The following is a 22,623-nucleotide window of genomic DNA, read 5'->3' as shown; positions in this document are numbered from 1 at the left end:
CCGAGGCAAAGGATCCCGTGCCTCGGGCCCCCTCCGTCAGCGCTACGCGCTGCCACCTCCCCGTGCCGGGGAGGATTTGCGACCAATCACCCCTTGCCCCCCACCCCCCGCCATACGCCAAAGCCCCCAGCAATGACTGCCCGCATCGACATGGGACTCGACAGCGGCGGCAACCCGGTTGCCGTCGATCTGGAGGAGTTGCTCGCCACCCGCCTGCTCGTTCAGGGCAATTCGGGCTCGGGCAAGTCGCACCTTTTGCGCCGCCTGCTTGAGGGCAGCGCGGGTTACGTCCAGCAGGTCGTGGTCGACCCCGAGGGCGATTTCGTCAGCCTGTCCGACGCCTTCGGCCATATCGCGGTCGACGCCGCCGAATATAGCCTCACCGAACTCGCCCGCCTCGCGCTGCGCGTCCGCGAGCACCGCGCCAGCGTCGTCCTCAATCTCGAAGGGCTCGAGATCGACGGCCAGATGCGCGCCGCCGCCGCCTTCCTCTCCGCGCTGTTCGACGCCCCGCGGGAACATTGGTACCCCGTCCTCACCGTGGTCGACGAAGCCCAGCTCTTCGCCCCCGCCGCCGCCGGCGAAGTGACCGAGGAAGCCCGCCGCACTTCGCTCGCCGCGATGACCAACCTCATGTGCCGCGGCCGCAAGCGTGGCCTCGCCGGCGTCATCGCCACCCAGCGCCTCGCCAAGCTCGCCAAGAATGTCGCCGCCGAAGCCTCGAACTTCCTGATGGGCCGCACCTTTCTCGACATCGACATGGCCCGCGCCGCCGACCTGCTCGGCATGGACCGCCGTCAGGCCGACACGATCCGGGACCTTGCGCGCGGCGAGTTCCTCGCGCTCGGCCCGGCGATCACCCGCCGCCCGATCAGCGTCCGCATCGGCGCGGTGCAGACCGGGTCGAAAGCGGTCAGCCCCAAGCTCACCCCGCTGCCCACCGCCCCGACCGGCGAGATGCGCGACATGCTCTTCGCCCCGCCGACTGAGGACGAGCTACCACCCCCGCCGCCCCCCGCCCCGGTGCCGATGGCCGATCTGATGCGCGCCGTCGCCACCCCCGCGCCCGCACCTGTCCCCGACATGCCGGTGCTTGAGGAAGGCGAACAGGAAGAGATCCGCCGCGCGATCCTCGCCGAAATCGGGTCAGAGGACAGCCGCGCCCCGCTCGCCACGATCTTTCAGGACTATGGCGTGCGCTGCAAAATGCGCGGCGTCGATCCGGGCATGGACTTGCCCGCCTTCCGCAGTGCGCTCGCGCTCGCCCGCGCCGGGATCACCGACCGCACCGGCTGGGACGACGCGCTCACCCTCGCCGCGTCGCTGCCAGAAGAGATGCTCGCCCCCTTCCTCGGCATCGCCAAGGCTGCGCGCGCGGGCGAGCCCTGCCCGTCGGACGCGCGCATCGCCGCGCTCTACGGCACCAGCTCGATGGGCCGCGCCAAGCGCATGATGGCGCATATCGAGGAAAAGGGCCTGATCGTCGCGCGCACCGACCTGTCGGGCAAGCGTAGCGTCAGCCTCCCCCATCTCGGCTGGACCACCGCGCCCTCCTGGCCCGACCCGGCCAAGCCCCCGCCCGTCGGCCGTACCGCAGTACGCGCCGCCGAACGCGCGAAACTAATCTAGGGTCGTTTCAGCCAGCGGTTCCGGCGCGCTCAGCCGGCAGCGATCACCCATCCCGCGGCGACCAGTACGCCGCATGCGGCAATCGCTTCGATATAAACCAGAATTCGCGGTTCGCGCTGCGCCGGATCCTCCGGCACTTCGCGGAGCAGATCGGTTGCGGTGGCAATCAACGGTATGCGCATCGTCACTCTCCCCCAAGAGTAGGGACATGCTGCGCCTCTCCACGCGCGATGTCGAGTCACAGATTCGTCACATCGCGCGCAGCATACCCGAAACGGGATTCAAGGTGACACACCCGCCGCCCCGGCGCGCGCGGCGACCAGAAACTCGACATTCCCCTCCGGCCCGGTGATCGGGCTGGTCGTCACCCCCGCGACGCTCCAGCCCAGCTCTTCCAGCCACGCCACAACCTCACCGCACACCCGCTCATGCACCGCGGCATCGCGCACCACGCCGCCCTTGCCGACCTCGCCGCGCCCCGCCTCGAACTGCGGCTTGATCAGCGCGACCACCCACGCCCCTTCGCGCACGAACGCGAACGGCCGCTCCAGCACCTTGGACAGCGAAATGAAGCTCGCATCGCACACCACGATGTCTACGGACTCGGGAATGTGCGCCGCGGTCAGCACCCGCGCGCTGGTCTGCTCATGCACCACCACGCGCTCGTCCTGCCGCAGCTTCCACGCCAGCTGGTTGGTCCCGCTGTCCACCGCATAGACGCGGGTCGCCCCCCGGCTCAGCAGCACATCGGTAAAGCCCCCGGTCGACGACCCCACATCGATCGCCACCATACCCGCAGGGTCGATCCCGAAATGGTCGAGCGCATGCGCCAGCTTGACCCCGCCGCGCGACACCCAGGGATGGTCGCGGCCCTTCACCATCAGCGGCGCATCGGGCGCGATCGGCTGGCCCGGCTTGTCCACGCGCTTGTCGCCGCTGAACACCAGCCCCGCCAGGATCAACGCCTGCGCCCGCGTGCGGCTCTCGGCAAGCCCGCGTTCGACGAGCAGCTGATCGGGTCGTGTCTTGGCCATGCGCCCGTCTAACCGCTCCCCACCCTCTCGTCACCCCGGCCTTGAGCCGGGGCCCAGCTTCTTCTGCCTGCCTGCCGGACGGCGAGGCCCGATGTGCCTCAGCGAAAAACCCCCTTTCCTACAACGAACCATATAGGTTATCGCGAGTCGGCAAAGAGGAACAAATCATGACCATCGACCAACTGATCGACGACGTGATCGCCCGAGAGGGCGGCTATAGCGACCACCCCGCCGACCGTGGCGGCCCGACGCGCTGGGGCGTGACCGAGCGGGTCGCCCGCGCCCACGGCTATTCCGGCGACATGCGCGTCTTTCCCCGCAGCGAAGCCGCCGCCATCTACCGCCGCCTCTACTGGCTGCGTCCGCGCTTCGACCAGGTCGCGCAGCGCGCGCCCGCGCTCGCCGCCGAACTGTTCGACACCGGCGTCAACATGGGCCCGGCGGTCGCCGCGCGCTTCCTGCAACGCGCGCTCAACGGCCTCAACCGCAACGGCCGCGACTATCCCGACATGGGCGTCGACGGCCAGATCGGCCCCATCACCCTCGCCGCCCTCGCCGCGTTTCTCGACACGCGCGGCCCGCCCGGCGAGCGCGTGCTGCTCAAGGCGGTCGAGGCACTGCAGGGCGAACGCTACATCGCGCTCGCCGAAGGCCGCCCCGCCAACGAAGCCTTTCTCTACGGCTGGCTCGCGAACCGCATCGGTTCGTAAGCCCGCAATTTTGTCAGCAGTGTCAGGAGACCCATCATGAGTGTCATTGCCAGCCTGATCGGCCCGATCGCCGGTCTGATCGACAAGATCATCCCCGACCCCAAGGCGCGCGACGCCGCCAAGCTCGAACTTCTCAAGCTGCAAGGCACGCAGGAGATGGAGGCGGTCCGCACCCAGCTCTCGGCAATCGTCGCGGAGGCGCAATCCCCCGACCCCTGGACCAGCCGCGCCCGCCCCAGCTTCCTCTACGTCATGTATGCGCTGCTGCTCTGGGCGATCCCGATGGGCCTGATCGGCGCGGTCCAGCCCGACATGGCCACGGGCATCGCGGCAAGCATGAACGCCTATCTCTCCGGCATCCCGGAATCGCTCTACGCGCTCTTCGGCACCGGCTATCTCGGCTACACCGCCGCGCGCCAATGGGGAAAGATCAAGGGCGTCGAGAAATAAGGGCGCGAAGCTGACAGGATCGCGGCGTTTCCGCGGAACTTCGTCAGTTTCGGGCGGGGGTCTTGGCAAGTCCGAGACCCCTTCCCCATATCCCGGCGCATGAGCGACAAGATACAATGGCACGGCACGACAATCCTTTCCGTGCGCAAGGGCGGCCGCGTGGTCATCGCCGGCGACGGCCAGGTCTCGCAGGGTTCGACCGTGATGAAACCCAATGCCCGCAAGGTCCGCCCGCTGGGTGACGGCAGCGTCATCGCCGGGTTCGCCGGCGCCACCGCCGACGCCTTCACCCTGTTCGAGCGGCTGGAAAGCAAGCTCGAACGCCATCAGGGCCAGCTGCTCCGCGCCGCGGTCGAGCTGGCCAAGGACTGGCGCACCGACAAATATCTCCGCAACCTCGAAGCGATGCTGATCGTCGCGGACAAGGCGACGACGCTGATCGTCACCGGCAACGGCGACGTCCTCGAACCCGAAGCCGGCATCGCCGCGATCGGATCGGGCGGCAATTTCGCCCTCGCCGCCGCCCGCGCGCTCAACGATTACGAGCCGGATGCCGAGACGATGTGCCGCAAGGCAATGGCGATCGCCGCCGAGCTGTGCGTCTATACCAACGACCGCCTCACCATCGGATCGCTCGACGCAGCCGCATGAAATTCCGGATCGATTACAACCCCCGCCTGAACCGCCTTCAGGTCGAAATCCGCGACTTGTGGACGGTCGAGACGGTGCGCGATTTCGCGGCGGCATCGGGTGCCAAGGCACAGGAGGTCCGCGCGATCCGCGACGATTACGACGTGCTGATCGACTCGCGCCACTTCCCGGTTCAGACCAATGAGGTCGCCGACCTCCTGCCCCAGATCGCCGAGGGCGGACTGGCGCTCACCACCGGCCGCGCCGCATCGGTGGTCGGCAGCCACCTCAACAAGATGCAGGCGGAGCGCACCCAGACCCATCCGCGCCTGCGCATCTTCATGACCATGGCGGAAGCCGAAGCATGGCTCGCCGCAGCACCCGACGCCGAACTTCAATCGACCGCATCGAACCAGAGAATTTGATTCAAAAGATGACCGACTCCCTCACCCCCAAAGCCATCGTCGCCGCGCTCGACGCGCACATCATCGGCCAGCGCGACGCCAAGCGCGCGGTCGCCGTCGCGCTGCGCAACCGCTGGCGCCGCCAGCAGCTCAAGGCCGATCTGCGCGACGAAGTGACGCCCAAGAACATCCTGATGATCGGCCCGACCGGCTGCGGCAAGACCGAGATCAGCCGCCGTCTGGCCAAGCTCGCCGACGCCCCGTTCGTGAAGGTCGAAGCGACCAAATTCACCGAAGTCGGCTATGTCGGCCGCGACGTCGAACAGATCGCCCGCGATCTCGTGGAAGAGGCGATCCGCCTCGAACGCGAACGCCGCCGCGCTGCGGTGAAGGACAAGGCCGAAGCCGCGGCGATGACCCGGTTGCTCGACGCGCTCACCGGCAAGGACAGCAGCCAGGCGACCCGCGAAGCCTTCCGTGCGCGCCTCAACGAAGGGCATCTCGACAACACCGAAATCGAGATCGAGGTCGAAGCCTCGGGCGGCATGCCGTTCGACATCCCCGGCGCGGGGCCGCAGATGATCAACCTCGGCGAGATGATGAAGGGCCTGGGCGGCCCCCAGCTCAAGCGCCGCAAGATGAATGTCCACGCCGCCTGGGCCAAGCTGGTCGAGGAGGAAGCCGACAAGCGCCTCGATCAGGACGATGTCGCCCGCGTCGCGCTGGCCGACGCCGAGGCGAACGGCATCGTCTTCCTCGACGAGATCGACAAGATCGCGGTCAGCGACGTGCGCGGCGGCAGCGTCAGCCGCGAGGGCGTCCAGCGCGACCTGCTCCCGCTGATCGAGGGCACCACGGTCGCCACCAAATACGGCCCGATGAAGACCGACCATATCCTGTTCATCGCCAGCGGCGCGTTCCACGTCGCCAAGCCCAGCGACCTGCTCCCCGAACTCCAGGGCCGCCTCCCCATCCGCGTTGAGCTCAAGGGCCTGACCGAGGATGATTTCGTCGCGATCCTCTCGGACACCAAGGCGTCGCTGCCCGAACAGTACCGCGCGCTGATCGGCACCGAGGGGGTCGACGTCCGCTTCACCGACGACGGCATCCGCGCCGTCGCCCGCATCGCCGCCGAGGTGAATGGCGAGATCGAAAATATCGGCGCCCGCCGCCTCCAGACGGTGATGGAAAAGCTGCTCGAGGAAGTCAGCTTCGACGCCGAGGACCGCTCAGGTACAGCCCTCGTCGTCGACGCCGCTTATGTCGACAGCCAGCTGGCGAGCATCGCCCGGAATACGGATTTGAGCCGATACGTCCTCTAACCTCTCGTCACCCCGGGCTTGACCCGGGGCCCAGCTTCTTCTGAAACGGCGGGAGGGCAGCTGGGCCCCGGTCAAGGCCGGGGTGACGAAGAAAAGGACAGCAGGCGATGAAACTCTGGGCCATCGCCGCCGCGCTGCTCGCAGCCCTCCCCGCCGCAGCCCAAAACCGCCCCCCCGTGCCGCGAAGTCGCCGACACCCCCCACATCCAGATCGCCCCAGACGCCGCCCAGCAACTCGCGCAAATCGGCCTCGACCGCACCGCGATCTTCGCCCGGATGCGCGAAACGTCGATCCCCGAGACGATGGGCTGCTGGGCAATGCCCGTCGGCAATTTCGACAGCCAGCTCGTCTCGGTCGGCATGGCCCAGCGCAACTACGGCACCGGCAGCCTCCAGCCCCAGCTGATCGCCTGGCGCGAAAGCTTCCATAGCCGCCGCAAGTTCAAGCGAGCCCTCCGCGACCTCGCCCCGACCTATGGCAAACTGCTCTTCTCGAAGGACTGCCTGAAAGTCCCCGTCCGCGACAAATGCCGCACCGGCATCCTCGCGGCGCATGGCGAGGACGGAAAACTCAACCCCACCGCCCTCGCCGAACTCACCGCGCTGTTCGAACATGACGCGATGCTTCAGGTCCAGACCGACACCTATGTCACCCTCCTCCTCGAAGTCCGCGCCGAACTCTTCCGCCTCTGGCCCACCGGCCCGATCACCCCGCGCAAGGTCAAATGGGCGATCGACACCCGCGTCCAGCAAAAGACCCTGCCCGGCGACGAAGACGTCGCCCGCCTCCGCCGCAAGCTCGGCGACCTCACGCCCGAACAGCGCCCGCAACGGCTCAAGGCGATGCTCGCCTGGTACCAAGGGCTCAGCGAAGCAGTCGATCAGGACGGCGTCAGCCGCGACTATGCCTGGAACGTAGCGCAATGGACCTGCCTGATCGACGCAGGCCGCGTCGACGACGAACAGTACGAACTCCTCCACCTCACCTTCCTGCGCAGCCGCACCGCCACCGGCAATGCCGGCCGCTGGCAGGCCCTGACCTTCTCCCGCCGGGCGAAAATCATTCTTGGCGTAGGTAGCGTCAGCGGGGTCCGGGACGGCGGTTGTCCCGCCGTCCCGTCGCCAACCGGCGGTTAGAAGCGCGCCCGCACCCCTCCAATCACCGTCCGCCCCTCACCCGGGTGAAAGATTGCACTCGCCGCGCTCGCGCTGATCGCCGCCGACTGATCCGACACATAATGCCTGTCGGTCAGGTTCCGCGCATCGACGAACAAAGTCACCCCACCCAGCTCAAACCCGGCGCCGATACCCAGCAACGCATAGCCCGGCACCTTCATCATATTGCGATAGTCCGCCCAGGTCGCGCGCGGTCGCCAGTCGAAATTCGGCTCGACGAACACCCCGCTCCCGCCCTCATACCGCAACGAGGCCCGGTACGAATGCACCGGCGCGATCGGCAGCCGATTGTCGCCATAGACCGCATCCCCATCGAACCGGAAATCCGACCAGCCATAGGTCTGGCGCAGCCGCAACCGCCCCTCCGGCCCATCCAGGATCCACCAGTCGACACTCGCCTCGATCCCCTGATGCACCGTCTCGTCGGCGTTGAAGATCGTCGAAGGAATCGTCGGCGACGTCAGGAAGCTCAGCAACTCCCCCTTCACCCACGCGCGATAGGCGGTGACATCCCACGCCACCGCGCCGCTGCGCCCGCGCGTCCCGATCTCCGCCGTCCACGCCCGCTGCGGATCGAGCGGCACGAACACCGACCCGAGCAGGTTCGTCTGCGCCAGCGCCCCGAAATGCGGCGGCTCGACCGACCGCGTGACATTGGCATAAACCTGCGCATCGCCGGTCTCGAACAACAGCCCGACACGCGGCGCGAGCCATTCATAGTCCTGCTCGGCCACGCGCCCGTTCAGCCGGTTCAGATAATCGCGCCCGGCATGGCCCCAGCTCGCCCCGCCCACCAGCGCCAGTCCCTCGGTCACGAACAGCCGCCCCTCGGCAAACAGGTCGATCGCATTGGCCATCTGCCGCGCATCGCCAATCCGCGCGCCCTGCGCCCCGGCGGCATTGACGAACAGATCCTGCTCCGTCCCGCCCTCGCGATAGAATGCGCCGAAGAACAAATCGGCCTTCATGCCCGCGAGCTCACCCTTCCAGTCGAACCGCCCGAACGCGCCCTGCGTATCGGTGTCCTGCAGGATGAACACGCCGACCGGGTGATACAGGTCGGTCTGCGTCGCATAGACCCCGCCCTCGAACGTCAGGCTGTCGCTCAGTCGCAACCGCGTCTGGAGCGTGCCACGGAACGTCCCCAGATTGCGCCGCTGGTTCTGCGCCACCACCGTCGTCCCCGGCGCACGCGGGTTGGTCAGCGCCTGCCCCAGCGTCACCGTCCCCGGCACGCCCTGATAGATGTCCGCAGCATAGAGGATCGCGCGGACCTCATGATCCTCACCGAACGACCAGCCCAGATTCAGCGTGCCCCGAACCTGATCCTGATAGCCCTGCACGCGATAGCCATCGCTGTGGAAGGCGTTGACCCCGGCATAGAAATCGAACGCGCCCGATGTGCCCGCGACCTGCGCCACCCCGCGCACCGTCTCGTAGCTCCCACCCTCGACCCGCACCAGCACCGGCGACTGCGCGGTCTTGCCATTGGGCGTCACGAAATTGATCGCCCCGCCCAGCTGCGCCCCGCCAAAGCGCAGCGCATTGCCGCCCTTGTAGACTTCGACAAAGCGCGCCCCCAGCGGATCGATCTTCTGGAAATCCGAAAAGCCGTCGGCATCGGCGAACGGCACCCCGTCCTGCGCCAGCATCACGCCGCGCTGGTGGAAACTCTGGTCCAGCCCCCGATCCCCGGATCGACAGCCGCCCCTCCTCGCCATAGCGCTTGGCGGCGAGCACCCCCGGCACGTCGCGCAATATGTCGGGCGTCCCGACCGCGAACCGATCCTCATAGGCTTCGGCGGCGACCACCGACACCGACCCCGGCGTCCGCGCCAGCCGCTCGCGGGCTTCGGCGACGACGGGCGGGTCTTCGGGATTGGCCTTGGCGGTGACGATGATCACCGGCACCTGATCGCTGTCATCGGCAAGGGCCGGAGTCGCAAGGCAGCTGGCCGCAAGCAACGCGGCCGAAAAATGGGTCTTCATAAGATTTGCATTCCTGATCGGCGCACCACCGGCCGTCGCCCGCGTCACCCTCACCCTTCCCACCGCCTTCGGCGGCGGGCCCCTTCCCTCTCCCATTGGGAGAGGGAGGGAGGCGCGAAGCGCCGGAAGGGTGAGGGTGACCGCAAGGCGCGCTGACGCGGTGAGGCGCTAGCTATTCAAAACGGTCGAAAGGATCAGGAAAAAACCGGCGGCCCGCGCATCGGCGGCCACAACTGCCGCGCCCGGGCAACGCGCGGAACCGCAACCCCGGCAAACCCCAGCGCGAGGATGAACGCCAGCGCCCCGGCCAGCAGCACCGGGTCCACCCCCGGCAGCATATCCAGCCCCAGCCCGGCAAATGTACAAGGCTGCCCCGCCACCCGGCTCGCGCCGTCCGGTTTCGTGGGCATCCCCGGCACGTCGATCTCGACTTGCTGCTGGCCCATGCCGGTACATACCATCACGGTGATCGTGCCAGCCTGCTGCACCGGCATATACCCCGCCGGCACGACAAGCTTCATCGCCAGCGCCAGCGCAATCAGCGCCGCCGCCCACCAGCGATGCGAAAGGATCAGCCCCCGGAACACGGCGTGGCGGTTAGCGGCTGGAAACCCGCCTGTCATCGGCTAAAGGGGCGGACAAATTGTCTCAGGGACCGACCATGGTAACGATCAAGACCGACGACCTCATCGACAGCGTCGCCGACGCGCTTCAGTTCATCAGCTACTATCACCCGATGGACTATATCCGCGCGCTGGGCGTGGCGTATGAGGCCGAACAGTCCCCCGCCGCCAAGGACGCGATCGCCCAGATCCTGACCAACAGCCGCATGTGCGCCGAGGGGCATCGCCCGATCTGTCAGGACACCGGCATCGTCAACGTCTTCGTCAAATGGGGCATGAACTGCCAGCTCGACGACACCTCGCGCTCGCTTCAGGACGTGGTCGATGAAGGCGTCCGCCGTGCCTATCTCCACCCCGAAAACAAGCTGCGCGCCTCGGTCCTCGCCGACCCCGCCTTCACCCGCCGCAACACCCGCGACAACACCCCCTGCGTGCTCCATGTCGAGCTGGTCGCGGGTGACAAGGTCCATATCGACGTCGCGGCCAAGGGCGGCGGCAGCGAGAACAAGTCCAAGTTCAAGATGATGAACCCCAGTGACTCGATCGTCGACTGGGTGCTCGAAATGCTGCCCCAGATGGGCGCGGGCTGGTGCCCGCCCGGCATGCTCGGCATCGGCATCGGCGGCACCGCCGAACATTGCGTCCTCCTCGCCAAAAAGGCGCTGATGGAACAGATCGACATGGCCAGCCTCAAGCAGCGCGGGCCCCAGAACGACCTCGAAGCGCTGCGCATCGAGATTTTCGACAAGGTGAACGCACTCGGCATCGGCGCACAGGGGCTGGGCGGCCTCGCCACCATCCTCGACGTCAAGATCATGGACGCGCCCTGCCACGCCGCGGGCAAGCCGGTGGCGATGATCCCCAATTGCGCTGCCACTCGCCACGCGCACTTCACGCTGGACGGCAGCGGACCGGCCTATCTCGAAGCGCCGAAGCTCGACGAATGGCCGAACGTCAACTGGACGCCGGACAAGGCCGCGATCCGCGTCGATCTCGACGCGCTGACGCCCGAGGTCGTGCAAAGCTGGAAGCAGGGCGACCGCCTGCTGCTCAACGGCAAGATGCTCACCGGCCGCGACGCCGCGCACAAGCGGATCGCCGACATGCTCGCTGCGGGACAGGAGCTCCCCGTCGAGTTCAAGGGCCGCGTCATCTATTATGTCGGCCCGGTCGATCCGGTGGGCGAGGAAGTCGTCGGCCCTGCCGGCCCCACCACCGCGACGCGCATGGACAAGTTCACCCGCATGATGCTTGACCAGGGCCTGCTCGCGATGGTCGGCAAGGCCGAACGCGGCCCCGCCGCGACCGACGCGATCCGCGACGCCAAGTCCGCCTATCTCATGGCCGTCGGCGGCGCCGCCTATCTCGTCGCCCGCGCGATCAAGGGCAGCAAGGTCGTCGGCTTCGAGGATCTCGGCATGGAAGCGATCTACGAATTCGAGGTCCAGGACTTCCCCGTCACCGTCGCCGTCGATGCGGAGGGCAACAACGTCCACCAACTCGCGCCTTTGGTATGGAAGGACAAGATCGCGAAGGAAAAGCTGCTGGCCTGACGGTCGCCCCGGCGAGGGCCGGGGCCGCCATGATCTTGGTCTTCAATTACCTCTCCCCTTGATAGGGAGAGGATAGCGAAGCATGGCAGCTTGCTGCCTTAGCGCAGCTTGAGAGGGGTAGAGCGGAGCGACGCTCCGCGCGGCTGCGATGCAGCCGCCCACCCTCTCCCAGCTCCGACTAAGGCCTTGCTGCGCAAGACCAAGTCTGCGCAACCCTCTCCCCTCCTGCGGAGGGGCGAGGGAAGAAGAGCTCGAACGCGATGCCACCCAACCCATGATCACCTCCCCCATCTGGCTCCCCGCCACGCTCCTCGCCGCGATCTTCCAGCCCTGGCGCACCGCGATCCAGCGCCGGGTCAGCAAAGACCTGTCGATCAACGCTGCAGGGCTGGTCCGCTACCTCTACGGCCTACCCTTCGCGCTCGCGATGGCGGCCGCCTATCAGTGGCTCATCGCACCCGCCGCCTTCCCCACGCTCGGCCCGTGGTTCCTCACCTATTGCATCGGCGGCGGGCTCGCGCAGATCGTCGCCACCAACCTCCTCCTGATGGCGTTCGACCAGCGTAATTTCGTGGTCGGCACCGCCTATTCGAAAACCGAAGCCGTGCAGGGCGCATTGCTCTCGATCGTCCTGCTCGGCGAACATCTCGCTCCGCTAAGCTGGCTCGGCATCGCGCTCGGCGTCGCCGGGGTGATGATCCTCTCCGCCGGCGGCAAGCGCATGACGCCCGGCGAACTGCTCCGCGCGCTCGGCCAGCCCGGCGCGCGCTTCGGCATCGCCTCGGGCTTCTTCTTCGCGCTCACCGCCATCGCGATCCGCAGCGCGACGGTCCAGGTCGGCACCCCCGACCCGATCCGCGCCGCGCTGATCGTCCTCGCCACCACCGTCGCGCTTCAAACGCTGATGCAGGGCGCGTTCGTCATCTGGCGGGAACGCGATCAGGTCGGCCCGGTGCTGCGCGGCTGGCGCGTTTCGGGCCAGGTCGGCCTGCTCTCCGCGCTCGGCTCGGCCTGCTGGTTCACCGGCTTCGCCACCGCGCCCGTCGCCTTGGTCCGCGTCGTCGGCCAGATCGAGGTCGCCTTCACTATCGCCTTCGGCCATTTCTATCTCGGCGAGCGCGTGTCGCGCAGCGAGGTTGCCGGGCTGCTGCTGGTCACCGCCGGGGTCGTCGCGGCACTCGCCGGATCGCTGTAACGCCCCGCCGACGCGACCGTCGCTTGAGATCGCATGGTGGCGCGATACACTCGCGCCGAATAGACCGGGGGACCGCATGAAACCGACTCGTATCGCGCTGATCGCCGCCAGCCTCGCCCTGCTCGGTGCGCAGCCGGCACTGGGCCAGCTGTTCGACGGGCTCAAGGGCAAGAAGCTCCGCACCGCGATTACCGCCGCGCAGGCGCATCCGCTGGGCAGCGAGAAGAACCCGATCCGCGCCGATATGCCGCCCGGCGAGCGCGCCTATCTTGCCCGCCTGCGCTGTGCGGACGGCGCTGCGCCCGCATTTCAGAGGCTGGGCAGCGCGGGGATCGGCCCCTATCACAACATCCTCGACCTCTACACGGTCCAGTGCGCAGGTGCGCAGCCGGTGTCGGTCTATATCGACATGTACCACGACCATGTCGAAACCGCGCCGGTCGCAGGCTTCACCATCATCGCGCCCTGATCGCCCGCATGGCCCGGATCGATCTCCTCTCCCCCCATTCGCCGGTCAACGCGGCAAACCGCCTCAAGGCGGCGATGGAGGGGGTGACGCCGGATACCCCCCGCCGTGTGCTCGGCACCGGGACCGATCAGAGCATGACCCTGTGGGTTCACCGTCCAAATTTCCGCAACGACTTCAAGACCATGCTCCGCGCCACGATGGAACCGCATGCCGGCGGCACGCGCATCCGCGGGCGCGTCGGCGCACCGCGGTCGGTGGCGCTGTTCATGCTTCTCTGGTTCGGCTTCGTCGGCGCGTTCCTGCTCTTCGGCCTGACCATGGCCTTCGCGGACGGCATCGGCGAGCGGCTGGTCAGCCTGCCCTTCGTCGCCATCCCCGCGCTGATGCTCGCCATGGGCGCTTTCATGGTCTGGATCGGTCGCCGCCACGGGCTGGAGGATCAGGCCGCGATCCTCGCCTTCCTCCACGCAACCCTCGCGACCCGCAGCTACAGCGCCCGCGATCTCTAGCGATAGACGATCCGCACCTTCCCCGCCGCTTCGACCGCCACCCGCCGCGCCGCATCGACATCCCCCGCCAGCGCCAGCGCCACGCCCATCCGCCGGTACGGCCGCGTCGTCGGCTTCCCGAAGATGCGCACATCCACCTCCCCGCCCGGCGTCGCCAGCGCCTCGGCGAGTCCCGCATAGCCCGGCCCCGCGCTGTCCCGATCCGCCAGGATCACCGCCGACGCCGCCGCCCCGCGCAGCACCACCTCCGGCACCGGCAGCCCCAGCACCGCGCGCGCATGCAGGTCGAACTCGCTCAGATTCTGCGAGATCGACGTCACCATCCCCGTATCATGCGGCCGCGGCGAGAGTTCGGAGAAGATCACCTCCTCCCCCTTCACAAAGAACTCGACCCCGAACAGCCCATAGCCGCCCAGATCGTCGACGATCCTCCGCGCCATATCCTGCGCCGCGGCAATCGCGCCCGCAGTCATCGCCGCCGGCTGCCAGCTTTCCTGATAGTCCCCCCGCTCCTGCCGATGCCCGATCGGCGGACAGAACACGGCGCCCTCGCGCGTCCGCACCGTCAGCAACGTGATCTCGTAATCGAAATCGACGAACTCCTCGACGATCACCCGCCGCCGGTCGCCGCGCATGTTCGCGACCGCATAGTCCCACGCCGCCTCCAGGCCCTCCGCCGCGCGCACCGTCGTCTGCCCCTTGCCCGACGAGGACATGACCGGCTTGATCACGCACGGCAGCCCCGTATGCGCCGCCCCCGCCAGCACCTCCTCCAGGCTCTCGGCATAGCGGTAGCGCGACGTGCGCAGCCCCAGCTCGACCGCCGCCACCTCGCGGATCGCATCGCGGTTCATCGTCATCATCGTCGCGCGCGCCGAGGGCACCACCGTTACCCCCGCCGCCTCGACCTGCGCCAACACCTCGGTGCGGATCGCCTCGATCTCCGGCACCACCAAATCGGGCGCATGCCGGTCGATCGCCGCGCGCAGCGCATCGCCGTCGAGCATCGAAAACACCTCGCACCCGTCCGCCACCTGCATCGCCGGCGCACCCGCATAGGAATCGCACGCAATCACCTGCGCCCCGAGCCTTTTGGCCGAAATGACAAACTCACGCCCCAGCTCGCCCGAGCCCAGCAACAGGATTTTCGCGGTAAAGGTCATGGCATCCACTCGGTAAAACAGCGTCCCCGCCGCCTCGCACATCCCTCAGGGTGCCGTAAATGCCAAACGCCCAATTCAATCCTCCCCCGCCAGGGGGAGGTGGCATGCGAAGCATGACGGAGGGGGAGGAAGCAATGAGCAAGAGGCGCAGGCGCACAGCCGTCCTCCCCCTCCGTCGCCTACGGCGCCACCTCCCCGTGCCGGGGAGGATTGCCCCTCACGGCACCAGCCCCGGCCGCTCCCCCGCCAGCACCGCGCGCTCATATTCCTGCCACGCATCCGCCCGCACCACCGCCTCGCGCCGCCGATGCTGCGCGATCCGGTCCAGCGCCTTCAGCAACGCCGTGTCGGTCTCGTCGCGCGTCGCATATTCCGGCACCGTCCGCGCCTTCGCCGCCACCACCCGCTCCGCCTGCCGCGCCGCCTGTTCGCGGACCAGCAACGTGCGCAGCAGCGTCTCCGAATAGCGCCGCCGAGTCCCCGTCACCTTGCCGCCATGGACGATCGGCTCGTCCCAGCCCTCGACCGCGCGCTCCCACGCCACCTGCTCCAGGCACGGCAGCGCCCGCGCCAGCGCCGCCGCGCACGCCGCCGCAAATTCGGGTGAGCGCGCCTTCAGCCGCGTCACCGCACTGCGCGACAACCCCACCCGTTCCGCAGCTTCGGCAATCCCGCCCGTCTCGGCCAGCGCGCGCAGAAACGCCCGCCGCCGCACGTCCGACCACCCGTCCCAGCGTTCGCGCGGCGCAGTCTCCGCGACCTTGGTCCCGCGCTGCTCGATCCACTGCGCCTGCCACTCAGCCACCATCGCGTCCCAGCGTTCGCGAAACTCCGGCCGCCGCTGCCGCCGCTTATAGGCCGACCCGACACACCGCCCGACCGCATCCGCCGCCGCCCGCACCGTCCCCGTCGCCTTGAGCGCCAGCAGAAACGCCGTCTCGGTATCCTGCGTCCAGCGCATATAAGGTTGCTTGATCATCCCCCCACCCCGTCCGTCACGTTGAGGGGGGAACCAGATATACGCGACGGGGCTTGTAGGAAAGAACATTTTGGGAACATTCATTGCTGTGTGGTGCTTGATGGCGCCTTTAGATACGATAGCGAAATGAGCGACGCATGGCATCTCAACGACTATCAGCGAGCTATTGAGGCGCTAATTGCCGATGCGATGGCAGTTCACGGCGAAGATGTGGTCACTGACGATCTGATTGATGAGGTAATTGACGGCACTTTTCCCAAAATGACCGACACGCTCTATGCTGAGCTTTCACGTCGCTCTTCAGCCATGCTGAGGGAGCATCGGAAGATACGCAAAGGTTTTGTTCGAAGAAATTTCAGGAGATGGCGGGCGGGTTTTGATCTCTTGGAACAATTGATCGTGATAAGTCAAGAAACCGGGCAAGCCATTAATGAGGCGCTGCGCCCGGCAGCGATTGAAGCCAACGACGCGCTATTTGAGGCCGTTATTACGAACCACGCACGGGCCGTTCAAGTTTCCCGAGAAATTATGACACTGATGATTGGCGGTTTTCCAGATGGAGCTCTAGCCAGATGGAGAACTCTTCATGAAATTGGGGTGACTTCAGTTTTCCTCTCTCAACAGGGACCAACCGTCGCCAAGAGGTACATCCTCCATGATCACATTACATCGTACAAGCGCGCACTCAACTACATGGAGCACCATGAGCGCGCGAATCTTGAACCTATTGAAGATGAGGTACTAGTCGAACTGAAACAGGCCAACGATCAGATCATTTCTGAATATGGCCCTGCCATGCGGCACGATTATGGCTGGGCGGCTGAGTGCTTAGGGAAAGAAAAGCCAATTTTTGTCGATCTGGAAATTGCGACGGGGCTGGATCATTGGCGACCTAGGGTCGGGACCCATAAACGGGATTCCCTTGGCGGCTGGGATGTGATTCATGCGCTGCGCCAGCAGGAGCGTGGATTTGAGCGAGTTTTGGTTGAGTGAAGCCCAGTTCGAGCGGCTGCGTCCGCTGCTGCCGGACAAGGTGCGCGGTGTGGCGCGGGTCGATGATCGGCGGGTGATCAGCGGCATCATTCATGTGGTGAAGTCGGGCGGGCGCTGGGTCGACGCGCCGGCCTGCTACGGGCCGAGGAAGACGCTCTACAACCGGTTCGTGCGCTGGGCGGCAAAGGGTGTGTGGCAGGAGCTGTTCGTCACGCTCGCGGCAGCAGGCGGGCCGCCCGCCGAGGTCCTGATCGACAGCACGCATATGAAGGCGCACCGCTCCGCGGGCGGTGGAAAAGGGGGGCGCTCGTCCAGGCGATCGGGATCAGCCGGGGCGGCCGCAACAGCAAGCTCCACGCGCTCACCGACGGCGAAGGTCGGCCGCTCCGCTTCCTGCTGACCGGTGGCCAGGTCGCCGACTGCCGCGCAGCCGATGTGTTGCTCGATGATCTCGCGCCGCGCACCATCGTGCTCGCGGACAAGGCTTACGACAGCAATGCGATCCGCGACCTGATCGAGCGGCAGGGTGCCGTTCCGAACATCCCCTCCAAGACGAACCGCCGCTGGAAAAGCTGCTTCTCCAAGACGCTCTACAAGGGCCGCAACGCCGTCGAGCGCATGTTCTGCCGCCTCAAGGATTATCGCCGCATCGCCACCCGCTACGACAAGCTCGCCACCAACTTCCTCAGCGCCATCTACCTCGCCGCAGCCGTCACATGGTGGTTATGAGTCCCGACCCTAGATACAAATGGTCTGCGATAAACACCCACGGATCATATCGCAGGCCCAACAGCACCCTTGCGACATCGGAAGCAGATCGACCAGTCTTAGCTGTCGGTGAGAGCAATTCGGGAATGACGGATCCAGCTCACATGACCGCAATCTCTCTCAATTTGGCAACTACCCCAGTCATCACGCTGCAACCAAACCTCGATCGGCTGGTAGTGGCACAGATCATGCTACGTCTGTCGGACAGTATAGGTGAAACTTTTCTCCGCTTGGACGGAGAGACATGGGATCGTGAGATGAAGAGGCGACAGCGAACAACATTCTTCACGAGATGGTTTAGATAGTCACTTTCGCTCTGCAACTCCCGATCCCGCGCCCGGCATAGGCGCGATCGACCGCCAGCCGGCCGATCACCGGCACCGTCCCTCCCGCGATCCCTCAGCTTCCCTTATACCCCCCAACAAAATCCCTCCCCCTCCCCACACCCCTCCCCTTCCCCCCACGCCCCCCTCCCTGCTATCGGCCACGCGAATCTTCGCATTCGCACACCGGCGCGCTCGTGCGGCATCTTGCCGCCTCCCCGTGACGCCCGGCGTCAACTGGACAGGGAAAGGGACCCGCACACATGACAGCCATCGGCCAGGACAGCCTCGGAACGCGCGACACGCTCACCGTCGGCGGCAAGAGCTATTCCTATTACAGCTTTGCCAAGGCGGCCGAGAAGCTGGGCGACGTCAGCCGCCTGCCGTTCAGCATGAAGGTGCTGCTGGAAAACATGCTCCGCTTCGAAGACGGCGTGACCGTCAGCACGGAGGATGCCCAGGCAATCGTCGACTGGCAGAACAACCCGCGCGCGCCGGAGCGTGAGATCCAGTATCGCCCCGCGCGCGTGCTGATGCAGGATTTCACCGGCGTTCCCTGCGTCGTCGATCTCGCCGCGATGCGCGACGCGATGAACGCGCTCGGCGCGGACGCGTCGAAGATCAATCCGCAGGTGCCCGTCCACCTCGTCATCGACCACTCGGTCATGGTCGACGAATTCGGCACGCCCCAGGCGTTCGAGGATAACGTCGAGCTGGAATATCAGCGCAACATGGAGCGCTACGACTTCCTGAAATGGGGCAGCAAGAGCCTCGACAACTTCAAGGTCGTCCCCCCGGCACCGGCATCTGCCATCAGGTGAACCTTGAAAATATCGCGCAGGCGGTGTGGTCGTCGACCACCCCCGATGGCGATCTGGTCGCCTATCCCGACACTTGCGTCGGCACCGACAGCCACACCACGATGATCAACGGCCTGGGCGTGCTCGGCTGGGGCGTCGGCGGGATCGAGGCGGAGGCCGCGATGCTCGGCCAGCCGGTGTCGATGCTGATCCCCGAAGTCATCGGCTTCAAGTTCACCGGTGAGCTGGGTGAGGGCATAACCGCGACCGATCTGGTGCTGACCTGCACCCAGATGCTGCGCGCCAAGGGCGTGGTCGGCCGCTTCGTCGAATATTTCGGCCCGGGTCTGGGTTCGCTCAGCCTCGCCGACCGTGCGACGCTCGCCAACATGGCGCCCGAGTACGGCGCGACCTGCGGCTTCTTCGGCATCGACGACAAGACGCTCGATTACATGCGCCTCACCGGCCGCAGCGACGAGAATGTCGCGCTGGTCGAAGCCTATGCCAAGGCACAGGGCTTCTGGATCGACCCGGATCTTGAGCCGGTGTTCACCGACGTGCTCGAACTCGACCTCGGCAGCGTCCAACCCTCGCTCGCCGGCCCCAAGCGCCCGCAGGACAAGGTGCTGCTCGGCTCGGTGGACGACGTGTTCAACAACGATCTGAGCAAGGTCTATAACAAGGACGAGCATTGCCGCGTGCCGGTCGAGGGCAAGGACCACGACATCGGCGACGGCGACGTCGTGATCGCCGCGATCACCAGCTGCACCAACACCTCCAACCCCAGCGTGCTGGTCGCCGCGGGCCTCGTCGCCAAGAAGGCGGTCGAAAAGGGTCTTAAGCCCAAGCCGTGGGTCAAGACCTCGCTCGCCCCGGGGTCGCAGGTCGTGACCGACTATCTGGAGAAGGCGGGGCTTCAGACCTACCTCAATCAGGTCGGCTTCAACCTCGTCGGCTATGGCTGCACCACCTGCATCGGCAATTCGGGCCCGCTGGCCGAGCCGATCAGCGCCGCGATCAACAACAACGACATCGTCGCCGCGTCGGTCCTGTCGGGCAACCGCAACTTCGAAGGCCGCGTGTCGCCCGACGTGCGGGCCAATTTCCTCGCCTCGCCCCCGCTGGTCGTCGCCTATGCGCTCAAGGGAACGGTGATTCAGGACTTCATCGCCACCCCGATCGGCGAAGGCACCGACGGTCCCGTCTATTTGAAAGACATCTGGCCTTCGAACGATGAAGTGCGCGCGGTGATGGATGGCGCACTAACCCGCGACATGTTCGTATCGCGTTATTCGACGGTCTTTACCGGCGACGCCCGCTGGCAGGCGATCGACGTCACTGGCTCTGCCACCTACAGCTGGCGCGCCGGATCGACCTACGTCGCAAATCCCCCGTATTTTGAGGGGCTTACGATGGACCCGAAGCCGGTGACCGACATCATCGAGGCCAAGCCGCTGGCGATTTTCGGCGATTCGATCACCACCGACCACATCTCCCCCGCCGGCTCAATCAAGGCCGACAGCCCGGCCGGAAAATGGCTGCAAGATCATCAGGTTAGCAAGGCCGACTTCAACAGCTACGGCGCCCGCCGCGGCCATCACGAAGTCATGATGCGCGGCACCTTCGCTAATATCCGCATTAAAAATCAGATGCTTGACGGCGTCGAAGGCGGCATGACCCACTATCACGGCGAAGTCATGCCGATCTACGACGCCGCCATGCGCCACAAGGCCGACGGCACCCCCCTCGTCGTCATCGGCGGCAAGGAATATGGCACCGGATCGTCGCGCGACTGGGCGGCGAAGGGCACCAACCTGCTCGGCGTGCGGGCGGTGATCGTCGAGAGCTTCGAGCGCATCCACCGCTCGAACCTGGTCGGCATGGGCGTCCTTCCGCTCCAGTTCGCCGAGGGCGTGACCCGCGAAACGCTGGGCCTGAAGGGCGACGAGACCTTCACCATCACCGGCGTCTCGGGCCTGCGCCCGCGTCAGGAAGTCGAGGTCAAGCTGACCCGCGCCGATGGCAGCACCGAAACGTTCCTGACCCGTTGCCGCATCGATACCGTCAACGAGCTGGAATATTTCCTCAATGGCGGCATCCTCCAGTACGTGCTGCGGAAGCTCGCAGCATGATCGCCCTGGCGCTCCCGCTGCTTGCGGCCGGGCTCCTGCCCGACCGTGAACCGGGAGCGCCATGGGTCAAGTTCCAGGCGGAGGGCCAGGGGCCGGTCTATATCGACCCGACCAGCGTCAAGGATGCGGACGGGGAGAAGACTATCCGCCTGCTCGACACCGCAGAAACCAACGCGACCAGCGACATCTATATCGACCTGTCGGTGTCCTGCACGAAGCGGGAGGCGGTGATGATCCGCCTGACCGACGCAAAGTCCGGAAAAGCCAACGAGATCGCCCCCCGCCGACCGGAAGCCCGCAGATCCCGGCCATCCGACGATGCGCAAGCTGATCGACTTCGTCTGCGACGGAAAGCCGCTGCAATGATCCGCGCCGCCCTGATCATCAGCCTGTTCGCGCTGCCCGCCAGTGCGCAAACGTGGAAGCCGGTCCCGGGTGCCGCCAACGCCTCGCTGTCGATCGACACCGCGGGCATCAAGCGCGAAGGCAAGTGGCGCGTGTTCCGCACCCGCACCACCGCACTGGGCATGGAGGGGACGATCATCGGCACGGTCGCGATGGATTGTGCCGCCGGGATCACCGAACTGCGCGGCCAGCGGCTGCTCGCACGCGGCAAGGTCGTGCGCGAGCGCGTGTTCCCCGTCGCCAAGCGCCCGCGTCAGAAAATTCCCAACCCGGCGAAGGACCCGGCGTTCAGGATGGTGTGCCGGAGCTGACCCTTGCGCTTCTGCGAAAGCAGGAGCCCAGAGCCACAAGCGATAGAGGTTGAAACCCTGGGCTCCTGCCTTCGCAGAAGCACTGGAACGATCACCGTCGCGCAATCACCGCGATCCGCTCGGCCAGGTCATTGTCGCGCACCGTCACCGCATCGCGCGACCAGTTGCCGACGAACGTCGTCGATTCCTTGAACCCCGGCGACAGCCACGCCTTGTTGCCCTCGATCACCAGGCCCGCCGAGCTGTGCTTAACCCCTTCGGGCGCGACAGCGATGATCGTGCCGTAATTGTCCTTGGTCGGCCCCTGTTCGAACGCATTGCCCGCGATCCGGCCCGACGCGCCGTTGGACAGGTCGATCGCATAGTTGGTGTTGCGGCCGAGGCTGTCGTCAAAGCTGGAGTTGAGGATTTCGACGCGCGGCGCGCGGACCTTCACATAATGGCCGCCAGTGCCGCGTTCGAACCGCGACTCCACGACTTTCAGGCTGCCATAAGCGCCGACATAGATGGCGTGCGCGCCATTGCCGGTCGGATCCTTGCCCAGCCCCGCGAAGGTCGATCGCTCGACGGTGATCGACCCACGCGGATCGCTCGCGGTCAGTATCCCGCACTGGCCGTCGATAAACATCGCGTTGGTTACGTGCAGGTTGCCCGTCTCCAGCCGGATGCCCGCGCCGTTGCCGTCCTCGACCAAAGTCCGCATGAACACGATGCCGTCGACCTTGGCGCCCCCGCCCGCGCAAGACCAGCGTCGCCTTGCCCTCACAGATCGCCCGGTCGAACACCGCCTTTCCGGGAACCAGCGAGACATAGGCGATGTCGCCCGCCTCCTGGACCGCACATTCTCCATAACGACCGGGCGCGATCCGGATCGTGCCGCGGCGCTCGCCGATGGCGCTGACCGCTTCCTGCAGGGTGGCGAAGGACTGCCCGGTCTCCTCGACCGTGAAGGGCGTGCCCTGCCCCTGTGGCAGTGCAGGTCCGGTCGTGGTGAGCAGGGCGGCGGCAAGTGCGAACAGGCGCATGGGGATGGGCTCCGGCGGTTTGCCGAAGGAT

The 22,623-nt window shown here is 66.5% G+C and carries 21 protein-coding genes and 2 pseudogenes; 15 read left to right on the top strand and 8 right to left on the bottom strand.

All coding sequences use genetic code 11. The annotated features are described in order from the left end of the window. The first annotated feature begins 132 nt into the window (after nucleotides 1-132). Nucleotides 133-1,629, top strand: coding sequence for an ATP-binding protein (locus LRS12_RS13540; RefSeq protein ID WP_257844995.1), 1,497 nt, complete (start codon nucleotides 133-135; stop codon nucleotides 1,627-1,629). 29 nt (nucleotides 1,630-1,658) lie between these two features. Here LRS12_RS13540 and LRS12_RS13535 read toward each other — a convergent pair whose 3' ends face one another. Together LRS12_RS13535 and LRS12_RS13530 are read right to left on the bottom strand one after the other, a co-directional pair. Next, nucleotides 1,659-1,811 carry a hypothetical protein gene (locus tag LRS12_RS13535; RefSeq protein WP_257844994.1) on the bottom strand — a complete coding sequence of 51 codons (153 nt, stop codon included), beginning with the start codon at nucleotides 1,809-1,811 and terminating at the stop codon, nucleotides 1,659-1,661. Nucleotides 1,812-1,910: 99 nt separating this feature from the next. Continuing rightward, nucleotides 1,911-2,663: a TlyA family RNA methyltransferase gene (locus LRS12_RS13530; protein WP_257844993.1), complete on the bottom strand. Its 753-nt coding sequence runs from the start codon at nucleotides 2,661-2,663 to the stop codon at nucleotides 1,911-1,913. 167 nt (nucleotides 2,664-2,830) lie between these two features. On the opposite strand from LRS12_RS13530, the gene LRS12_RS13525 reads away from it, so the two are divergent. The 6 genes from LRS12_RS13525 to LRS12_RS13500 all read left to right on the top strand — a co-directional run bounded on the left by LRS12_RS13525 (nucleotide 2,831) and on the right by LRS12_RS13500 (nucleotide 7,316). Then, nucleotides 2,831-3,373 carry a glycoside hydrolase family 108 protein gene (locus LRS12_RS13525; protein ID WP_257844992.1) on the top strand — a complete coding sequence of 181 codons (543 nt, stop codon included), beginning with the start codon at nucleotides 2,831-2,833 and terminating at the stop codon, nucleotides 3,371-3,373. Nucleotides 3,374-3,409: 36 nt separating this feature from the next. Next, a complete protein-coding gene (locus tag LRS12_RS13520) occupies nucleotides 3,410-3,823 on the top strand; it encodes a holin family protein (protein ID WP_257844991.1) in 414 nt (137 codons plus the stop codon). Between the two features lie 99 nt (nucleotides 3,824-3,922). After that, entirely contained in the window at nucleotides 3,923-4,474 is a 552-nt protein-coding gene (hslV, locus tag LRS12_RS13515; protein WP_257844990.1) for an ATP-dependent protease subunit HslV, read from the top strand. Beyond that, entirely contained in the window at nucleotides 4,471-4,878 is a 408-nt protein-coding gene (locus LRS12_RS13510) for a hypothetical protein (protein ID WP_257844989.1), read from the top strand. The genes hslV and LRS12_RS13510 overlap by 4 nt, the downstream gene beginning before the upstream one ends. Nucleotides 4,879-4,886: 8 nt before the next feature. Further along, nucleotides 4,887-6,179: an ATP-dependent protease ATPase subunit HslU gene (hslU, locus tag LRS12_RS13505; protein WP_257844988.1), complete on the top strand. Its 1,293-nt coding sequence runs from the start codon at nucleotides 4,887-4,889 to the stop codon at nucleotides 6,177-6,179. A gap of 276 nt (nucleotides 6,180-6,455) precedes the next feature. Beyond that, nucleotides 6,456-7,316, top strand: a complete 861-nt coding sequence (locus LRS12_RS13500; protein WP_257844987.1) for a hypothetical protein — start codon at nucleotides 6,456-6,458, stop codon at nucleotides 7,314-7,316. On the opposite strand, the gene LRS12_RS13495 is transcribed toward LRS12_RS13500, so the two are convergent. The 3 genes and pseudogenes from LRS12_RS13495 to LRS12_RS13490 form a co-directional block, all read right to left on the bottom strand. Further along, entirely contained in the window at nucleotides 7,313-9,076 is a 1,764-nt protein-coding gene (locus tag LRS12_RS13495; RefSeq protein ID WP_257844986.1) for a TonB-dependent receptor domain-containing protein, read from the bottom strand. The genes LRS12_RS13500 and LRS12_RS13495 overlap by 4 nt on opposite strands. Nucleotides 9,077-9,095: 19 nt before the next feature. Beyond that, a pseudogene (locus LRS12_RS20390) lies at nucleotides 9,096-9,344 on the bottom strand (TonB-dependent receptor); the annotation flags it as partial. Between the two features lie 194 nt (nucleotides 9,345-9,538). After that, nucleotides 9,539-9,931 carry a hypothetical protein gene (locus LRS12_RS13490; protein ID WP_257844985.1) on the bottom strand — a complete coding sequence of 131 codons (393 nt, stop codon included), beginning with the start codon at nucleotides 9,929-9,931 and terminating at the stop codon, nucleotides 9,539-9,541. A gap of 74 nt (nucleotides 9,932-10,005) precedes the next feature. Here LRS12_RS13490 and LRS12_RS13485 point away from each other — a divergent pair, with 74 nt between their 5' ends. From LRS12_RS13485 to LRS12_RS13470, 4 genes are all read left to right on the top strand, one after another. Beyond that, on the top strand, nucleotides 10,006-11,520 hold the full coding sequence (locus LRS12_RS13485; protein WP_257844984.1) for a fumarate hydratase: 1,515 nt from the start codon (nucleotides 10,006-10,008) through the stop codon (nucleotides 11,518-11,520). Between the two features lie 274 nt (nucleotides 11,521-11,794). Then, nucleotides 11,795-12,715, top strand: coding sequence for a DMT family transporter (locus LRS12_RS13480; protein ID WP_257844983.1), 921 nt, complete (start codon nucleotides 11,795-11,797; stop codon nucleotides 12,713-12,715). Nucleotides 12,716-12,791: 76 nt separating this feature from the next. After that, the gene (locus LRS12_RS13475) at nucleotides 12,792-13,184 is read left to right on the top strand and encodes a hypothetical protein (RefSeq protein ID WP_257844982.1); all 393 of its coding nucleotides are present in this window, start codon (nucleotides 12,792-12,794) and stop codon (nucleotides 13,182-13,184) included. Between the two features lie 8 nt (nucleotides 13,185-13,192). Next, a complete protein-coding gene (locus LRS12_RS13470) occupies nucleotides 13,193-13,693 on the top strand; it encodes a hypothetical protein (RefSeq protein WP_257844981.1) in 501 nt (166 codons plus the stop codon). On the opposite strand, the gene purT is transcribed toward LRS12_RS13470, so the two are convergent. After that, nucleotides 13,690-14,856, bottom strand: coding sequence for a formate-dependent phosphoribosylglycinamide formyltransferase (gene purT, locus LRS12_RS13465; protein WP_257844980.1), 1,167 nt, complete (start codon nucleotides 14,854-14,856; stop codon nucleotides 13,690-13,692). The genes LRS12_RS13470 and purT overlap by 4 nt on opposite strands. 217 nt (nucleotides 14,857-15,073) lie before the next feature. Next, a complete protein-coding gene (locus tag LRS12_RS13460) occupies nucleotides 15,074-15,835 on the bottom strand; it encodes a LysR family transcriptional regulator (protein ID WP_257844979.1) in 762 nt (253 codons plus the stop codon). 126 nt (nucleotides 15,836-15,961) lie between these two features. Between LRS12_RS13460 and LRS12_RS13455 the strand changes: the two genes are divergently transcribed. From LRS12_RS13455 to LRS12_RS13440, 4 genes and pseudogenes are all read left to right on the top strand, one after another. Then, nucleotides 15,962-16,828 carry a DUF5677 domain-containing protein gene (locus LRS12_RS13455; RefSeq protein WP_257844978.1) on the top strand — a complete coding sequence of 289 codons (867 nt, stop codon included), beginning with the start codon at nucleotides 15,962-15,964 and terminating at the stop codon, nucleotides 16,826-16,828. Next, nucleotides 16,779-17,557, top strand: a protein-coding gene (locus tag LRS12_RS13450) for an IS5 family transposase (RefSeq protein WP_374580061.1) whose coding sequence is annotated in 2 segments (ribosomal slippage) — nucleotides 16,779-17,136 and nucleotides 17,136-17,557 — 780 coding nt in all. Because the reading frame shifts where the segments join, the coding sequence is not laid out codon by codon here. The genes LRS12_RS13455 and LRS12_RS13450 overlap by 50 nt, the downstream gene beginning before the upstream one ends. 625 nt (nucleotides 17,558-18,182) lie before the next feature. Next, nucleotides 18,183-20,851, top strand: a pseudogene (acnA, locus tag LRS12_RS13445) (aconitate hydratase AcnA). Further along, nucleotides 20,848-21,567, top strand: coding sequence for a hypothetical protein (locus tag LRS12_RS13440; protein WP_257844977.1), 720 nt, complete (start codon nucleotides 20,848-20,850; stop codon nucleotides 21,565-21,567). Before acnA ends, LRS12_RS13440 begins: the two are co-directional and overlap by 4 nt. A gap of 91 nt (nucleotides 21,568-21,658) precedes the next feature. On the opposite strand, the gene LRS12_RS13435 is transcribed toward LRS12_RS13440, so the two are convergent. Beyond that, nucleotides 21,659-22,270: a right-handed parallel beta-helix repeat-containing protein gene (locus LRS12_RS13435; RefSeq protein ID WP_257844976.1), complete on the bottom strand. Its 612-nt coding sequence runs from the start codon at nucleotides 22,268-22,270 to the stop codon at nucleotides 21,659-21,661. Nucleotides 22,271-22,623: the final 353 nt, after the last annotated feature.

It is taken from the genome of Sphingomonas sp. J344 (assembly GCF_024700005.1).
Taxonomy (GTDB): Bacteria; Pseudomonadota; Alphaproteobacteria; order Sphingomonadales; family Sphingomonadaceae; genus Sphingomonas.
This window is presented reverse-complemented; position numbering and strand designations above follow the sequence as displayed.

Coding starts and splice junctions, on each gene's coding strand:
- LRS12_RS13480 (WP_257844983.1), top strand. CDS start 11,795: ATGATCACCTCCCCCATCTGGCTCCCCGCCACGCTCCTCGCCGCGATC.
- LRS12_RS13535 (WP_257844994.1), bottom strand. CDS start 1,811: ATGCGCATACCGTTGATTGCCACCGCAACCGATCTGCTCCGCGAAGTG.
- LRS12_RS13510 (WP_257844989.1), top strand. CDS start 4,471: ATGAAATTCCGGATCGATTACAACCCCCGCCTGAACCGCCTTCAGGTC.
- LRS12_RS13470 (WP_257844981.1), top strand. CDS start 13,193: ATGGCCCGGATCGATCTCCTCTCCCCCCATTCGCCGGTCAACGCGGCA.
- hslV (WP_257844990.1), top strand. CDS start 3,923: ATGAGCGACAAGATACAATGGCACGGCACGACAATCCTTTCCGTGCGC.
- LRS12_RS13455 (WP_257844978.1), top strand. CDS start 15,962: ATGAGCGACGCATGGCATCTCAACGACTATCAGCGAGCTATTGAGGCG.
- LRS12_RS13460 (WP_257844979.1), bottom strand. CDS start 15,835: ATGATCAAGCAACCTTATATGCGCTGGACGCAGGATACCGAGACGGCG.
- LRS12_RS13525 (WP_257844992.1), top strand. CDS start 2,831: ATGACCATCGACCAACTGATCGACGACGTGATCGCCCGAGAGGGCGGC.
- purT (WP_257844980.1), bottom strand. CDS start 14,856: ATGACCTTTACCGCGAAAATCCTGTTGCTGGGCTCGGGCGAGCTGGGG.
- LRS12_RS13495 (WP_257844986.1), bottom strand. CDS start 9,076: ATGGCGAGGAGGGGCGGCTGTCGATCCGGGGATCGGGGGCTGGACCAG.
- hslU (WP_257844988.1), top strand. CDS start 4,887: ATGACCGACTCCCTCACCCCCAAAGCCATCGTCGCCGCGCTCGACGCG.
- LRS12_RS13435 (WP_257844976.1), bottom strand. CDS start 22,270: ATGCGGACTTTGGTCGAGGACGGCAACGGCGCGGGCATCCGGCTGGAG.
- LRS12_RS13520 (WP_257844991.1), top strand. CDS start 3,410: ATGAGTGTCATTGCCAGCCTGATCGGCCCGATCGCCGGTCTGATCGAC.
- LRS12_RS13475 (WP_257844982.1), top strand. CDS start 12,792: ATGAAACCGACTCGTATCGCGCTGATCGCCGCCAGCCTCGCCCTGCTC.
- LRS12_RS13500 (WP_257844987.1), top strand. CDS start 6,456: ATGCGCGAAACGTCGATCCCCGAGACGATGGGCTGCTGGGCAATGCCC.
- LRS12_RS13540 (WP_257844995.1), top strand. CDS start 133: ATGACTGCCCGCATCGACATGGGACTCGACAGCGGCGGCAACCCGGTT.
- LRS12_RS13440 (WP_257844977.1), top strand. CDS start 20,848: ATGATCGCCCTGGCGCTCCCGCTGCTTGCGGCCGGGCTCCTGCCCGAC.
- LRS12_RS13485 (WP_257844984.1), top strand. CDS start 10,006: ATGGTAACGATCAAGACCGACGACCTCATCGACAGCGTCGCCGACGCG.
- LRS12_RS13530 (WP_257844993.1), bottom strand. CDS start 2,663: ATGGCCAAGACACGACCCGATCAGCTGCTCGTCGAACGCGGGCTTGCC.